Origin of the sequence: Microcoleus sp. C2D2 (genome assembly GCF_036702495.1) — a bacterium.
Lineage (GTDB): Bacteria > Cyanobacteriota > Cyanobacteriia > Cyanobacteriales > Microcoleaceae > Microcoleus.
Map to the genome: position 1 here is coordinate 23090 of NZ_JAUBTO010000005.1, position 15971 is coordinate 39060.

Annotated in this window: 9 protein-coding genes; 2 read left to right on the top strand and 7 right to left on the bottom strand. The window is 44.7% G+C overall.

Translation table 11 applies throughout. The annotated features are described in order from the left end of the window. Nucleotides 1-63: 63 nt before the first annotated feature. The 4 genes from QUB61_RS03005 to QUB61_RS03020 form a co-directional block, all read right to left on the bottom strand. Nucleotides 64-1470 (bottom strand): SagB family peptide dehydrogenase, encoded by a 1407-nt coding sequence (locus QUB61_RS03005; protein ID WP_333123419.1) that lies wholly within the window; start codon nt 1468-1470, stop codon nt 64-66. Between the two features lie 8 nt (nt 1471-1478). Next, nucleotides 1479-3722 carry a TOMM precursor leader peptide-binding protein gene (locus QUB61_RS03010; protein WP_333123422.1) on the bottom strand — a complete coding sequence of 748 codons (2244 nt, stop codon included), beginning with the start codon at nt 3720-3722 and terminating at the stop codon, nt 1479-1481. A 197-nt stretch (nt 3723-3919) separates the two neighbouring features. After that, nucleotides 3920-4132: a hypothetical protein gene (locus QUB61_RS03015; protein ID WP_333123425.1), complete on the bottom strand. Its 213-nt coding sequence runs from the start codon at nt 4130-4132 to the stop codon at nt 3920-3922. 189 nt (nt 4133-4321) lie between these two features. After that, nucleotides 4322-4654 carry a hypothetical protein gene (locus tag QUB61_RS03020; protein ID WP_333123428.1) on the bottom strand — a complete coding sequence of 111 codons (333 nt, stop codon included), beginning with the start codon at nt 4652-4654 and terminating at the stop codon, nt 4322-4324. Between the two features lie 442 nt (nt 4655-5096). Between QUB61_RS03020 and QUB61_RS03025 the strand changes: the two genes are divergently transcribed. After that, complete coding sequence (locus tag QUB61_RS03025) at nt 5097-10730, top strand: protein kinase domain-containing protein (protein ID WP_333189808.1); 5634 nt, start codon at nt 5097-5099, stop codon at nt 10728-10730. A 607-nt stretch (nt 10731-11337) separates the two neighbouring features. Here QUB61_RS03025 and QUB61_RS03030 read toward each other — a convergent pair. Continuing rightward, nucleotides 11338-12561 carry a tetratricopeptide repeat protein gene (locus QUB61_RS03030; RefSeq protein ID WP_333123434.1) on the bottom strand — a complete coding sequence of 408 codons (1224 nt, stop codon included), beginning with the start codon at nt 12559-12561 and terminating at the stop codon, nt 11338-11340. Nucleotides 12562-12637: 76 nt separating this feature from the next. Here QUB61_RS03030 and QUB61_RS03035 point away from each other — a divergent pair, with 76 nt between their 5' ends. Then, nucleotides 12638-13129: a WbuC family cupin fold metalloprotein gene (locus QUB61_RS03035; protein ID WP_333123437.1), complete on the top strand. Its 492-nt coding sequence runs from the start codon at nt 12638-12640 to the stop codon at nt 13127-13129. Between the two features lie 208 nt (nt 13130-13337). Here QUB61_RS03035 and QUB61_RS03040 read toward each other — a convergent pair whose 3' ends face one another. Further along, on the bottom strand, nt 13338-13826 hold the full coding sequence (locus tag QUB61_RS03040; RefSeq protein WP_333123439.1) for a hypothetical protein: 489 nt from the start codon (nt 13824-13826) through the stop codon (nt 13338-13340). 317 nt (nt 13827-14143) lie between these two features. Then, nucleotides 14144-15952: a PAS domain-containing sensor histidine kinase gene (locus QUB61_RS03045; protein WP_333123441.1), complete on the bottom strand. Its 1809-nt coding sequence runs from the start codon at nt 15950-15952 to the stop codon at nt 14144-14146. Between the last annotated feature and the right edge of the window lie 19 nt (nt 15953-15971).

Sequence of the window (15971 nt, forward strand, 5' to 3'; positions counted from 1 at the left end):
GAGACAGGGGCTAAAACCCCTGTTGGACTGGTTTGACGTTAAGTTGACACCAATGGAAACTCATTACCGACTTCCTAAGATAAACTCTCCCACTGAGGATTCTGTAAAATAATCGCATCCTGCTGCTGCTGCAAATAACTCGGAATTTCCCGCGCCAACTCCCGACGGCGCGAGATTCATTGCTGTTGCCACTAAATACATGGTTTGATACAAAACCCCAACGTGCTTTAATATTAGACTATAGGCCATTGATTCATAGCCCCAACTTACTCTAGAAAACCGAGAGGATAGCAGAATTAAAATCTGTGGTTCTACCTCTATCTGTACTGCCAAACCTGCACTTTTTAGCAAAGCTTCTACCTGCTTTGTTTTCCCAGAAATTTTACAAAGTTGGTGATCTTGGGGTGCATAATAATACAACCCAGCATCAATGTTTTCACAGAAATTGATAGCAGTATAAATCTCTAAATCGTAGCAAGCACCTCCGGTTGGGTAAGGCCTATTGCTGCAATCCATGTTATCTCTGGGGACAATCTCGCGCAATCTCGCGGAACGATAGAGAAATTCTCCTAATTGTTCAACAGTAATCGGCTTTTCTCCATGTTGCCGGATGGATTTCCTTTCTTCTAAAATTGCTGTAAAAGGTCTATCTATTTGTTTCAAACTGTCGATGTTGGGTTTATAAAGATTAATAATCTCGTTGGATGGTTTGGCTTTGAGCACGGGTGTCGGTTCAATTTGCCCTAAAAATCGAAAGGTTTTACCAATCTGATTGGAATGTCTGCCGCCTCGACTGCGGGAGTGAAATAATAAATCGTGAAATTCCCATTGAGTTAGAGTTTCACTTTGTTCAAAGCTGCTATTGTTGTTAACAGATGATAGCACTTCAGCAGTCAACAAAAAGCTGATAAATAATCGGGCCGTAGCTTCAGAAATACCCGGGATTTTGGTTAAATCCGAGATGGCTTTAGGTTGCGAGAGTTCGTTGATTAAAGCTGCACTGCGCCAATCTTCGAGGATAATTTTCGCTTTGGAAAGGGGCGATTCTACCACAAGATGTGATTTTTCTGAGTGGCAATAGGCAAAGCGTGAAAGTTGATAGTTGTTATCAGTAACTGTCTCTGATAATTGCCATTTATAGGGTGTGGCTATGGGGACTGCTGTAGCGAGGGAACTGCCATCGATTTCTAAGGTATGGTAAATTAAACCCAGGATGACAAATTGTTCTAGATAGTAGTAGAATTTAGCGAGGGAGGAACTGCCCTCGGTAGAAACTACCACTTGAGTTAGGGCTTTTTCAGTTGCGCCTGCGGTAGAAATAATTTTAATCGCGGCGACAATTCCGGCGGAGAGTTTGTTGAGGTTAAATTCCATGTAGGGGGCTTTTAAAATTAAGCCTTTTTCGGCATCTTCTATTATAGAAATTTCTGGCTTAAAAGTTAGAATAATTTGGGGGATGGTGTCACTCATAAATAACCTTAAAAGAATATGGGAAATGGGTTTATTTGGTGTTCTGGGATGGGTGCATCTCGCCAGCCTAATTTAACGGGAATGTCATAAAGTCGCCCTGGTGCTAAGCGCTTCCAAAAGTGCCGCATTCCCGGTACTATGACCTTAATTACATTTAACCCAATGTCTGGTCTGGTTTGATCTAAAACAAAGGTTTCTAAGCCTAATGTTTCAGCTATTTTTACGCACTTTTCAACGTCGGCTTTTAAATCATCGCTGGCTAAGGGGGGATAGTCAGATAGTAATTTTAAAGGTTGGGAAGTATCGGGCGTTAAATAAGATTTATTTTCTAGGGTGGCGGTTTTGTACCACTCAACGCTGAGGCCGTCGGAAACGCCGTAATTTGTGCTACCATCGCTGTTGAAGGTTAATACTGCGGGTAAAGATTGATTGACTTCTGTTAAGGCGCGAGATAGGGCAATTTGGGGGTCGAAATGTGCGCCAAAACCAAAAATAATGTCTTCGATTTCTCTATCGATGCGGTGAGAAAGGGCGGCAAAAACGGGGATGTTAAAATCGCTGGTGAGGTCTAAAACCCACAGCGATCGCTCTATACTTTGATAATAGTTTCTGAGTTCTTGAATGTAGGAATCGTTAAAGCTATCTAAATCAACCGCGGGGACTTTAACCCGATTGTACCACCACAAGGCAACGCTATCTCGCTCGACTAATTCCATAAACCCTTGCAAAATTGCCTCTTCTTTGGTATGGCCGGCGGCGGCACCGTTGGAGTCGGCCCAACAGTCGGGTTTTTCGGGTTTGGGATAGCCGTAATAACAGTAAGCTGTGGGTAAATATTTGACTCGTTGATGAGTTAATGACCAAATTGGTGTCCAGTCAATTTCTCTGCAGGCATCGAAGGGTTCGGGGACTCTTTGAAAGAAGCTTTTACAGGTTCTATTCCAGTCGTCGCGAGTGCTATATTGTACTTCACTAAAACCCATGCAATCATTAGGGTGAATGGCGGTTTCTCCCATTGTTTGATAGCTGCCTTTTTGTCGGATTTCGTCGCCTTGAAATACGCCGGAATATCTCTCAATGGCTTCTCCCAAGGCGCTGGCTTTGGCTTGTTCGTCGGTTTTGCCTTTGCCGGCACTTCTGCCGCGTAAGTTTTCTTTGAGGAAGTACAAGTCATCGAACATCGTAGCGAAATTGTGGCCGGCTAAGTAGTTCGGTGTTAAAGCATTGGCTGTTTGGGGAACTTTGAGTAAACCGCGCACAACTCCGGTTATGGGACTGATTTGGGTATCAAATTTTTGCAGGGTTTCTGTTGGGGAAAAGCCGCGATGTCCGCCATCGCTGGTAAAGGTTTTTTTCTGGCTTTGCAGGACAAAGGGCTGGATTTCTGGCGGCGGAGGTGAACCGCATTCGGGGCATTGGGGGCGTTTAGTTATGGTGTGGTTGGTGGTTTTGAGGGTTTTGGTGTCAAAGGTAATTATTGTATTTTCTAAATTTTTATTGTTGCCTTGGACAATCCATTTGGCTAGTTCTGTGGCGGCTAAATTGAAACTTATTTGTAGGGTAGTAGGGAGGTAAGATGGGGGTGTTAATAAGGGTTTGGTTTGATGTTTTTGACGCTGGATGAAGCTTTGGGTAGGGCGATTTGCTCTCAGGCGTTGGGCGAGACATTCCCAGCAGGCGGTGGTTTTGGGGTGAAAAATTGGGCCGGTCCAAATTGTTGAACTTGTAGGTTTTATCAGTAGCCAAGGGTGGCCAGTTTGGAGAGCTTTTTGGTTAAATTCTCCCAGTTCTGGTTGCAGGTAATCGTCGGTTAAGATTAGGGTGATTTCGGCGGTGGTTGAAGTTTGAATGCCGAGGGTTTCTAGGGCGCTGATACAGGCTTCTGCTGGGATTTTGCTGTAGGAAATGACGGCTACTTTCAGGGATTGTAAGCGCGATGTGGCTTGCTGAGGGGAGATGTTTAAGAGGGTGTAGAAGGCGGCGGTTTCTTCGGGGAGGGAGGTGTCGTTTTCGATCAGGTGGCCTTGTTTTTCTAGCAGGGCTAGGGTATAGTAAATTTCAGCCGGTGAGGCTTGACTTCGCAGTTGGGCGACGATTTGATCGGGGGTGTTGTGGCCGTTAATTAAGGGGGTTAATAGTTCGTAAAGGTTGCCTGAGAGGACGAAGGAATCTGACTCGGAGATTAGGAATACTCCCACCGATTTGATGATTTCGACTGTGAAGCAATTTTTAAACTTTGGTTGGTAGAGCATCCAGAAGGGTGTTTAATATAATTTTTGAAGTAATTTTAGTACAGAGTTAGATTTTTATACTCTATAAAAGTCTCGTCCTCTTGGCCACCCCGTCCCAGCCAACTATCCTCAAGGGGCCCCACTGCGACTAGAAGCCAAGCGGGGCCGAAAAACACGCAAGCTACGGGTACAGCCGGAGGTAAGCTAAAGCGACTTTATCAGCAACTGGGCCGAATAATTCCGCCTGGGAATTCCTCAGCCCGCCCCTGACTCCAATCACTAATCTGTGCATCTGTCAGATCGTCAGGCTTCTGCGGCAATGGCAGATCACCAATCATCGTACCTTCAGGAACGCCACTTAACCAAGCCTGGGCGATCGCCTTCGACATGGACTGTTCGCTCGCCGTCAAATCTTGTTTTACAACTGACATAATATATTCCTCTGTTAGATACACCTAATCTTGTTTAGGCAATTAATTGTGATACTCTACAACAGTCTCATCCTTTTTGCCACCCGGTCCCAGCCAACTCTCCTCAAGCGGCCCCACGGAGACTAGAAGCCAAGCGGGGCCGAAAAACTGGCAAGCTACGAGTGTAGCCGGAGGTAAGCTAAAGCGACTTTAGCAACTGAGCGAAATAGTTCCGCCTGGGAATCCCTCAGCCCGCCCCTCAAGCCAAGCAGTAATCTGTTCCTCTGTCAGAGCATCGGGTTTGGGAGGCAGGGGTAGGACATAAATCACTGTTTCCCCTTCAGTACCTCGAAGAACAGGAACTGCATCGGCAGCCTGATTTACTTGGACTTCTACGAAATCTTCCAAAATTAACCCATTGTCTCGCAGCGTGGCTGCGGGTTCGTTGAGTAGCCGATTATACAAAGCTTCGTCCAACCATGCTTGACCAATCAGTCGGGCTATTTGTGTTTCCCAACTTTTCCAATCCTGGGGAAAAACCATAATTTTCTCCTAGCTCCCTTTTGCGGGAAATATAGATTTTGCTGTTATTGTATAACAGATGAGCTCTCTACAGTTTCGATCGGCAACTATTGACTGCAACCTGGCTGATTGTATTATGTTAAATGTTGTAGGGGCGGGTTCACCAACAATATTTAGTTAAGATAGATTATCTCATAAACCCGCCCCCACCCAACGACAAATCTCCCGATGGCTTCATGTCATATCCTATCCGATGAATTGACCATCATAATATTCCGGCCGGGGCGGGTTTATCAGATGGTTGATTTTCACCAAATATTGTTGGTGAACCCGCCCCTACAGCTTTTCGATCGTGGTGTGGTGCAAAATGTGAATTTTTACGGACTTTTTCGATAATATATGGGTTTTCATTCAGGATCGGCTAGCATTACTAACAAGCACAATACCAACTAGGGCACACACTATGCTCGGACTTAACGGATATCGCATTGTACAAGAAATTCACAGTGGCGTAAAAAGTCTGGTTTATCGAGGCTACCGGGAACGCGATCGACAACCTGCGATCGTTAAACTCCTCAAATCCGAGTACCCCACCCTTGAAGAAGTCACCCGCCTTAGAAATGAATACAAAATTGCCCAACCCCTAGACTGTCCCAGCATCACCAAAGTCTATAGCCTAGAAAACTATCGTAACAGCTTTGCCCTGATCTTAGAAGATTTTGGCGGCTCCTCCCTCGACCACTTACTTGCTAACCAAACCTTACCTGTAACAGAAGTTCTGAGAATTGCAATTATCTTAATAGATGCCTTAGATTACTTGCACCGCAATTCGATTATTCACAAAGATATTAAACCTGCAAATATTATTGTCAATTCTACCACCAACGAAGTAAAACTCACTGACTTTAGCATTTCCTCCCGCCTGCAACAAGAGAATCAATCTGTGAGCAACCCCTCAGAACTGGCGGGTACTCTAGCCTATCTCTCCCCAGAACAAACCGGGCGAATGAACCGCTCGGTAGATTACCGAAGCGACTATTATTCTTTAGGAATTACTTTATACCAAATGCTCGCGGGTCAGTTACCTTTTGTCACTGAAGACCCGATGGAATTAATACATTGTCACTTAGCTAAACAGCCTTTACCACTTTGTGAAATTAGAGAAGTTCCCCAAGTTATTTCTGATATTGTAATGAAACTATTAGCCAAAACCGCTGAAGAGAGATATCAGAGTGCAGCGGGATTAAAATTTGACTTAGAAACTTGTTTAAATCAGTTGCTTGCTACGGGAACAATAGCACATTTTGCCATTGCCACCCGCGACAAAGGTAGCCAACTCCTGATCCCACAAAAACTTTACGGCCGCGAACAGGAAGTAAGAGAATTATTAGTCGCCTTTGAAAGAATTAGCCAATCCTCTGTCACCCCCAACCCCCTTAGTAAGGGGGCTTTAGAAGAAGAGGAATCCACTCTTACCCCCCCCTTACCAAGGGGTGCTGGGGGGGTTCAAAGCTATGCTTCAGAAGAATCCTCTGTCACCCCCCCACTGAGCTCTCCCACCCCCCTTAGTAAGGGGGCTTTAGAACAAGAAGAGTCCACTCTTACCCCCCCCTTACCAAGGGGAACCGGGGGGGTTCAAAGCGATGCTTTACAAGAATCCACTGTTACCCCCCCCTTACCAAGGGGGGTCGGGGGGGTTCAAAGCCATGCCGAAATGATCCTCGTTTCCGGCTATTCCGGCATTGGCAAAACCGCCATCGTCAACGAAGTTCACAAACCCATAGTCCGCCAACGCGGTTACTTCATCTCCGGCAAATTTGACCAATTTAACCGCAACATTCCCTACTCAGCCATCATCACCGCTTTTCAAGCCTTAATCAACCAATTACTCACAGAAAATGCCGCCCAAATTGCCAGTTGGAAACATCAACTCTTAGATTCCCTCATCCCCAATGCCCAAGTCATCGTTGATGTCATCCCCGAAGTAGAATTTATTATCGGCCCCCAGCCAGAAGTGCCGCAATTAGGGCCAACAGAATCACAAAACCGCTTCAATCGAGTTTTTCAACAATTCCTCAAAGTCTTTTGTCAGCCCCAACACCCCATTGTACTTTTTTTAGATGACTTACAGTGGGCAGATGCAGCCTCCCTGAAACTGATGCAACTGCTGATGAGTGACTCTGACAGCCAATATTTGTTAATTATTGGAGCATATCGCGATAACGAAGTCAACCCCACTCACCCTTTAATTCAAACCTTAGAAAAAATCCGCGAATCGGGGGCAAATCTCAACAACATCACCGTCCAACCTTTAGCCATCAATCATGTTAGCCAACTGATTGCCGATACTCTCAATGAATCCGCAGCCACAAAACGCATTCAATCCTTTTCAGAACTCCTGTTTAGCAAAACCCAAGGCAACCCTTTCTTTTTAACCCAACTGCTGAAAACCCTCGCCTTGGAAAGCCTGCTGCATTATGAAGCCAGCAGCGATAAATGGCAATGGGATATCGAGGCAATCCAAGCCATTGGCATTACCGATTTAAACGTTGTCGAACTGATTGCCAGAAACATTCAAAAACTGCCAAAGGTTACTCAAAAAGCCTTAAAACTTGCCGCTTGCGTTGGCAACACTTTTAACTTAGATGTTTTAGCCATTGTCAACGAAGCATCAGAATTAGTAACGGGGGCACAGTTGTGGCCGGCGCTTCAGGCGGGTTTGATTTTACCCCTGTCGGAAGCCTACAAAATTCCGTTGGTATTTGTCGAGTCGGAATCTGAATCAGTGCGGCTGCAAGATGTGAAAGTAGATTACAAATTCTTGCACGACAGAGTGCAGCAATCTGCCTATTCTTTGATTCCCGAAACCGATAAAAAATCAACTCACTTCCAAATCGGTCAACTGCTGCTGCAAAATACCACAGCAGAAGAACGCAAAAACAATATTTTTGCCCTGGTTAATCAATTGAATTTTGGCATAGAGACAACCACAGAGGAATTACCGCTACTGGCCACCCAGTCAGACAAAAACCTGTTAGCAGAACTTAACTTGATTGCCGGTCAAAAAGCTAAAGCATCCGCCGCCTTTGAAGCTGCTGCTAATTATTTTAATCTGTGTTTGGGACTGCTGGCTGCCGATAGCTGGCAGAGTGATTATGACTTGACGCTGCCTATCTATGTGGAAACCGTAGAAGCTGAATATTTAAACGCTAATTTTGCACGGGCGGAGCAGCTTTTAGAAATTGTGTTACAAGAAGCAAAAACGCTTTTAGATCGGGTGAAAGTTTACGAAGTAAAAATTCAGTCTTATATTTCTCAATATAGGTTTTCAGAAGCAATAGAGACAGGGCTGGAAGTTCTGGAAAAATTAGGGATATCGCTGTCTCAAAAGTCGGAATATCCCGGAATTTTGATTCAGGCAATGTTAAGAAAACTGGCAGAAGAAAACAAACAAATTGAGGATTTAGCAGACCTTCCCGAAATGATCGATCCTTATCAGTTTGCCACAATTTTGATTCTTTTAAAAGTCAATCCTGCTGCTTATATGACGAATCCTGCATTAGGATATCGGCTTTTATCTGCAATGGTAGATATCTGTTTAAATTACGGCAATCCTCCTTTAGCTGCTAGCGTTTACGTTAATTATGGTATGTTTTTGACTGCGTTTGGAGATATTGACTCAGGATATAGATTTGGTCAGTTATCTTTAAGATTGCTGGAGCAATTTAATGCCCAAAATATAAAAGCAATTGTTCTACAGTGCTTTAACGCATTTATTAGACACTGGAAAAACCATGTTAGGGAAACCATAGACTATTTGCAAGAGGCTTTTAATAGTGGGTTAGAAACCGGAAATTTAGAGTATGCCGGCTATGCAATTTTGAGCTATCACGAGCATAGATTGTATTTGGGAGGCGACTTAGAATCTCTAGAAGCTGAAAGTCGAGAATATCTTTATTTGATCCAAAATCTTAAACAAGATTATTCTATTGAAGGCTTAAATAGGATTCGGCAGTTTATTTTGAATTTGCTGGGTCACTCAAACCGACCAAGTGAGTTAACTGGTGATGAATATAATGAAAAAGATTTTCTTAAAGCTGCATTACAAATGAATAACTATTTTAACTTATTTTTTATATACTATTTTAAAACCCTCCTTTCATATTTATTTAAAGAACCAGAAGCGGCAGTAGAGAATGCTCGAGAAGCAGATAAATATAAAGCACCTGCTGGCAGTCTGATGGCTACAGCCCAACTCAACTTTTACTACTCCCTCAGCCTCCTCGCTCAATATCCCAACGTCAGCGAAACCGAACAGAGAGAATATCTCGAACAAGTAGCCACCAATCAAGAAAAAATGAGATTTTGGGCAAACCATTGCCCCGCCAACTACCAACACAAATACGAGCTAGTAGAAGCAGAAAAAGCCCGACTTTTAGGAGACTATCGCGCCGCCATCACCCTCTACGATGCGGCCATTACCGGAGCCAGAGAACAGCAATACACCCAAGAAGAAGCCCTCGCCAACGAACTTACCGGAGAATTTCACCTAACTCGCGGCCAAGAAAACATGGCTCGCTTCTTCCTACTAGAAGCATACTACTGCTACATCTGCTGGGGAGCCAAAGCCAAAGTCAAAGACTTAGAAACCCGATATCCGCAATTCTTCGCCCAAATCAACGCTCAAAAACCTGCTGAAACCAGCCTCACCTTAGCCACCATCATCACCAGTAGCAGCAATTCCGAAGGATTTGACTTAGCCTCCGTCTTCAAAGCAGCCCAAGCCATCTCCAGTGAAATAGTCCTCAGTGAATTGCTGACAAAATTAATCAAAATCGCCCTTGAAAATGCCGGCGCACAAACCGGATATTTGCTGCTCAAACACTCAAACACATTCACCATAGAAGCCGTCGGACAAGTCGAAGGCGACAACATTACCCTATCACTCATTCCCGATCGGCCCCTCGCCGAAGTCCTGCCCATGAGCGTCATCAACTATGTAGAAAGAACCCAAAAAAGTGTCGTCTTAAACAATGCTACCACCGAGGAAATCTTTGCCACAGATCCCTATATTGTTGCCCATCAAACCAAATCCATACTCTGTACTCCCATCATCAATCAATGTCGCTTTATGGGTGTAGTTTATTTAGAAAATAACCTAGTAGAAAAGGCTTTTACCTCAGCGCGAATAGAAGTTTTAAAACTCCTATCGGCCCAGGCATCTATCGCCTTAGAAAATGCTACTTTGTACCAAACCTTAGAGCAAAAAGTAGAAGAGCGCACCGCACAATTAGCCCAAGCTAATACAGAAATATTGGTTTTGAACGAACGGCTAAAAGTAGAAAACCTTCGCATGAGTGCCGAACTAGACGTAACCCGCCGCCTGCAACAAATGATTTTGCCTCAACAGCAGGAATTAGAGTCAATTGCAGGGCTAGAAATTGCTGCATTCATGGAACCGGCTGATGAAGTTGGCGGCGACTACTACGACGTACTAAATCACGGCGGTAAAGCTACAATTGGCATCGGCGACGTGACAGGACACGGTTTAGAGAGTGGCGTGTTAATGATTATGGCGCAAACAGCAATTCGCACTTTGTTTACCCACAATGAAACCGACCCTGTTAAATTATTGCAGACAGTCAACAAAACGCTTTTTGACAACGTAGAGCGCATGAATTCCGGTAAAAATATGAGCCTTTCTTTGCTGGAATATCGGGGGGACAACATCCTGCGTTTGAGCGGACAGCACGAAGAGGTGATTGTCGTGCGTTCCAGCGGCGAAGTAGAGCGGATTGATACCATCGAGTTAGGGTTTCCGATCGCCTTGGAAGCAGATATTGCCGATTTCCTTGCTACTACTGAAATACATTTGAATTCGGGGGATGTTGTCGTACTCTACACAGATGGAATTACCGAAGCTTTTGATATGAATAAAGATCAATACGGTATCGAGCCAGTGATTGAAGTTGTGGCCCTTAACAGGGAACAGTCAGCAGCAAAAATTAAGCAAGCTGTTATTGACGACGTGCGGCGATACATGGGGGAGCAAACAGTATTTGATGACATTACTTTGGTAGTAATCAAACAGAAGTAATATCCGGAAAGCGTCGAAACGACAGCGATGCGAGTTGGCGTGTTAACACCTAAATTCCCTAATTCCTGCTGGCGTTCATAGATGTCTACTTACTTAATTTCCTCACTTCTTTAAGCGGAGATTCTCAATTTAATTGTTACTTTTGCAGCGGCGAAAAAGGCGGCACATACCTCTTGGCATTCCAACTTTCGGTCAAGCTACAATTGAAGTAGCTATAACAGCAGAAGGGACTGGCACAATCATTTAACTAAACGCAGCCATCCATCAATAACGGGCAATTATAGCTATAGCTATGTTATTTGATTTGCGATCGGGACTTTTTTTAACGAACCGCAGAGGACGCAGAGGACGCAGAGAAGAGAGAAAGAAAGAGGTTCGCACATGATTTAGGACTGCTATAGTTAGCCCTGTCTTAGCTGATTTTCTGTTGGACGCAGTCTGTGCGAGGGAATTTGAAGTCTTTCCTGAAGCAGCCGCGCTTCCCCAAGAAGAAGAAACCACCTTTAATTGTGGATTCGCGGCATCGTCATCTTTCTACAGCTTTGCTTCAGCTTGCTCGGCATTCATGCCAGACAGGGCTAGCAGTCCACACCCTACGTAGTTCCGATCAATTAATCAACTGCTTGAATGCGTCGTGTTCGCGAATTTTTTCCAAGTCTGCTTCAGTTTTTGCCAATTCTTTACACAAATTGGGATTGAGATTGAGGGCGCGTTTCAAATTTTCAATGGCCAAGTCAATTTGGCCTTGTAGCGCATAACATCTGGCTTTATTGTACCAAATTCTGTAAAAGTCTGGTCGGATTTTAGCAGCATTGTCGTAGGAATCAATCGCAGCTTCGTATTTTTGCAATTTTGAGAGTGCAACGCCTCGATTGTTCCAAGCGTCAGTATAATCATTTTTAATTTGTAGGGCTTGATTGTAAGATGTTACGGCCTGTTCGTACTCCTGCATTTTGGAAAAAGCAACGCCTCGGTTGTTCCAAGCGTCGGCGTAATCGGGTTTGGCTTGAATTGCTTGTTCGTAACAGCCGATCGCCTCCTGGTACTTCTGCAACTCCAAGAGTACCACGCCTCGATTGTTCCAAGCGTCGGGATAATTCGGGCGAATTGTAGTAGCTTTTTCGTAAGAGGCGATCGCCTCTGGATATCGCTGCATTCTCGTGAGCACTACTCCTCGGTTATTCCAAGTATCGGCTAAATCCGGCTGAATTTGCAGGGCCCGGTCGTAAGCGGCGATCGCATCTTCATAACGGTTTTCAAAGAAACAAGCATCTCCCTGTTTAGCATAGTCGCCTGCCGTCAATAGCTCTTGGTAATTGCCATAGTTAACCGGAGCAAATTCTTGAATTTGGGCATCGGGCAATAACAAGTCTGTTTCAGCATCGGCCGGGTGACTTTGGTGTTGAATTTCGCCTAAGATACTTTCAGCGTCCGAAATTAATAGTTTTAATTGAGAGATTGTATCGTAATGGAGACTTTCAATTTCTTGGCGAGCAACTGTTGTCTGCTTGGACAATTTGCTCAACAGAAACCAAACCCCGACTCCGGCTGCTGTCGGAAACAAAGTTAAGGCAATTACGAGCCCGTTCAGCAGTACGGCCGTGCGCCCGAAAGCAATGTCAACTTCTTCTTGAACTCGATCGCGAATCTCTTCTTTCAGTTGCTGCTGTGGCAATTGCTGCTGAACCAACTGTGCCGCCGTCGGTTCAGATGCAAAAACGGTATTGGCGCAGACTAGAATAGTCGAAAGGGCGATCGGGCTAATACTGGTTCTAAAAATACTTGACAAACGCATTGCCTTAGTGATAAACACCTGATTTGCGATTTCCATGTGTCAACAGATGCTGGTAAGGATGATCCCAGACTAGCCCATTTGTTCAAAAACTATTAAATACACGGTATCTATTGTGCAGTCCCCTCCGATCAAATTGCTGACGCAAGAATTGCTAGACGAAGTTGCCGCTTCCTCCCGCCGCAGTCCCCGCCAGCGACAAAACTACAATTTCCATGATTTGTCTGAAAAAGTGCAGCGGTTTGTCAACGTGCTGCAACCGGGTACTTACGTCCGCCCTCACCAACACCTGCGCCCGCCCGCAGTTAACGGTTTTGAGTTTTTCGTAGTGATTCAAGGAGAACTCGGTATTGTTATTATGAACAAAAACGGTCAAATTCTTCGTTCCTTGCGAGTCAGCGCTGCGGGCCCGACTCGCGCTGTCGAACTTCCAGAGGGCACTATTCACACATTAGTAGCTTTGGCACCGGATACTGTGATTTTGGAGTTCAAGGAAGGGCCTTATGAGGTGGCGGCGGATAAAGATTTTTTGGGAGGTTTTCCTGCGGAGGGAACTGCGGGGGCGCGGGAATTAGTCCTGATTTGGGAGGGGGAATTTAACAGTTGACTAATGACTGTTGACTGTTGACTGTTGACTGTTGACTGTTAAAAATCTAAAATCTAAAATCGATTGACTGTTGACTGTTGACTGTTGACTGTTAACTGCTGACTGTTAAAAATCTAAAATCTAAAATCTAAAATCTAAAATCGATTGACTGTTGACTGTTAAAAATCTAAAATCTAAAATCTAAAATCTAAAATCGATCGATTGATTACTAATGACTGATGAATCTAATTGTCGTCATCCGATTGTATAAATCCGGGGCGGTGCGAATAATTTTTCTCAGAAGTTCATCCGTCACCCAAAAGACGACGGGAAAGGAAAATTTCTTGCTGAATTCGCTGCATAGTAGGTTGGTAGAAACGAGCAATCGATCGATCGCCTGCACTGATTCCAAACCGAGGATCATTAAAGCTGGAGGCTGTTCCCCGTCTACTTCGGCAGCGATTGTCCTGTAGAGAGTTGTGGCCGATTCGGGCAAAAACAGTTGTCGCGGTTTGACGGCACAAGTTGCTTGCAGCCGATCGACTATTTGCTGCCGCAAAGCCAGTGAGTTGCAGTTGACTAAAATGAAAGAAAAGTAACCTTGGGAAAGACGGAGCGCCCGAATTAAAGTTGAGAACGACCGCTCGTTATATTTAGCTGAGTCGTACTTAGCTCCATCGTCTTTTGCTGTATTTTCTGAGCTTTTCTGGACAAACATAAATTGCAGATTTTTTATCTAGTTTTAGAGATTTTCTACATTAAACGATGTTTCTAAATAAAATCTGAAGCTCGGAATTTTTTTTCATTTAGGAACATTTCGGTCACTCTAGCACGGTTTTAAATTAATATCAATAGTCTGAGCGACTAATTTGGCCCCGGCCGCTCAAAAAGCCACCGGCGACTGTCCAACCAAAGTATAGCAGAAGTCCGATTTCCGTCGGAAGAAGCAATATTTCGCAAGGGTTTGTGCAATTAAGAACTTTCTAAATATGGCGCGAGCTTGCTAAATAAAATGTAATTAAACATACAAAAAAATCACCGGGAATTCTCAGCCAGGGGCAAAGTAAACCAAAAACTTGCCCCAGCACCGGGACTGCTAATTACCCCAATTTCCCCGCCGTGAGCGCCAATAATTTGCCGACAAAGATATAGACCCAAACCTAAACCGACGGAGTGTCGGGATTGATAACCCCGAACGTAAAGGTCAAAAAGATGTTCGCACTGTTCCGGCAATATTCCGGCCCCGTCATCTTCAACGGTACAGTAAATCATTCTACTTGAGGAATTGGGGATTGATAATTGGGGATTTGTAATTGGGGATTGTGGATGGTTAATCGGTAATTGGTCGATGTCTTGTTTTCCTTTTTTTTGATTTATAATTAATTTATCACCCTTGATGACTTGAGCGGAAACTGTTAAATTGAGTCCGGGCAGATTGTGCTTTAAAGCATTAGCTATTAAATTAGAAAACACGCGCCTTAACTGAGTATGATCGGCATTCACGGCGGGCAAATCATCCGGGATCAAATTTTTAAAAGTAGCTTTAGCCTCATTCATTAAAGGCTCCAAATCTGCCGCAGCAGCTTCAACTACCGCCCTCAAGTCAAGCCGATCGCAGTGCAAAACCAAACCGCGCAATTCCCCGGCGTGAACTTCCAAGAGCGAATTTATCAACCGCAACTGCTGCTCGCTACCTTGAATCATCCGCTCCAAAACAGAACGGGGAATTGCGATCGAATCCCCAGTTTTCCTCTGCCAATTTTTCAGCACCATTAACATTCCCGCCACCGGGTTTCGCAAGTCGTGAGAAAGAGCGTGGATAAACAGCCGCAGCGATTCTTGTGCCTGTTTGCGCTGCGTGATATCCTCAATTAAACCCTCATAATAAAGCACGGAACCGCTGCGATCGCGTACCGCCCGCGCCTTCTCGGAAATCCAGACAATACTGCCGTCTGAGCGGTAAATTTGAGACTCAAAATCCGACACTGTGCCGCTTTCCTCGATCGATCGCAAAAACTCATTTCTGCGAACCGGATCGACGTACAACTGTCGCTCGATATCAGTAAACTTTGCCGTCACTTCTTCCGGGGAATCGCAGCCGTAAATCCGCGCCAAAGCTGGATTTGCAGTAATGTAGCGGCCATCAGGAGTGCTTTGAAAAATTCCCTCGCCGGCATTCTCGAAAATGCTGCGGTACTTCGCCTCCGCCACCTCCAACTGCTGGTAAGCAGATTGCAACTCGCGCCTGGTACTAAACTCTGTCCGTTGCAGACATTCGTACCAATAAACGGACAAGTCACATATCAAACAAAACCAAAACAAATATAAGTACAACCCGGTCAACTTAAAAGGAGTATACTTAGCAAAATTTAGATTTAAAACCAAATTTAGGCTGAGGTGGCAGCACAAAACGCCTAGTTGAGAAATCAGGTGGAGGCGCCAGCGGACGGGCATCAGGGTAGCTTGGGTCAGAAACGCTAAAGTCCAGGTAAAAATCGGTAATTCCCCGGCTTGTGCGAGGGCTAACCCAACCTGTACAACGACAGTCAGCGACCACGAAAAACCCAAAAATAGCAAACCGGGATAGCGCTGTCCAAAGGAGGTTTTTTGCAACACAAAACAGGTCAGCAAACCCAATTGTACAGCAGCGCTCGTGTACAAATAAACAATTTTAAACTCCTGGGGATCGGAGAATGTTTTGCCCATAAAATAGACAGTTATGGTGAAGGCAAAAAAGATGGCGATTCCCACAGCAGGGCGCAGCCTGTCTCGGAGGAAGCGATCGCGCCACACCTCGTAAACCGTTAAGACCTGAACTGATTTTGCATTACCCACATAGCTCATACCATTTTAGATTTTAGAT

Excerpts from the sequence above, each read along its gene's own strand:
- QUB61_RS03045 (WP_333123441.1), bottom strand. The coding sequence starts at position 15,952 with ATGAGCTATGTGGGTAATGCAAAATCAGTTCAGGTCTTAACGGTTTAC.
- QUB61_RS03010 (WP_333123422.1), bottom strand. The coding sequence starts at position 3,722 with ATGCTCTACCAACCAAAGTTTAAAAATTGCTTCACAGTCGAAATCATC.
- QUB61_RS03025 (WP_333189808.1), top strand. The coding sequence starts at position 5,097 with ATGCTCGGACTTAACGGATATCGCATTGTACAAGAAATTCACAGTGGC.
- QUB61_RS03005 (WP_333123419.1), bottom strand. The coding sequence starts at position 1,470 with ATGAGTGACACCATCCCCCAAATTATTCTAACTTTTAAGCCAGAAATT.
- QUB61_RS03040 (WP_333123439.1), bottom strand. The coding sequence starts at position 13,826 with ATGTTTGTCCAGAAAAGCTCAGAAAATACAGCAAAAGACGATGGAGCT.
- QUB61_RS03020 (WP_333123428.1), bottom strand. The coding sequence starts at position 4,654 with ATGGTTTTTCCCCAGGATTGGAAAAGTTGGGAAACACAAATAGCCCGA.
- QUB61_RS03015 (WP_333123425.1), bottom strand. The coding sequence starts at position 4,132 with ATGTCAGTTGTAAAACAAGATTTGACGGCGAGCGAACAGTCCATGTCG.
- QUB61_RS03030 (WP_333123434.1), bottom strand. The coding sequence starts at position 12,561 with ATGGAAATCGCAAATCAGGTGTTTATCACTAAGGCAATGCGTTTGTCA.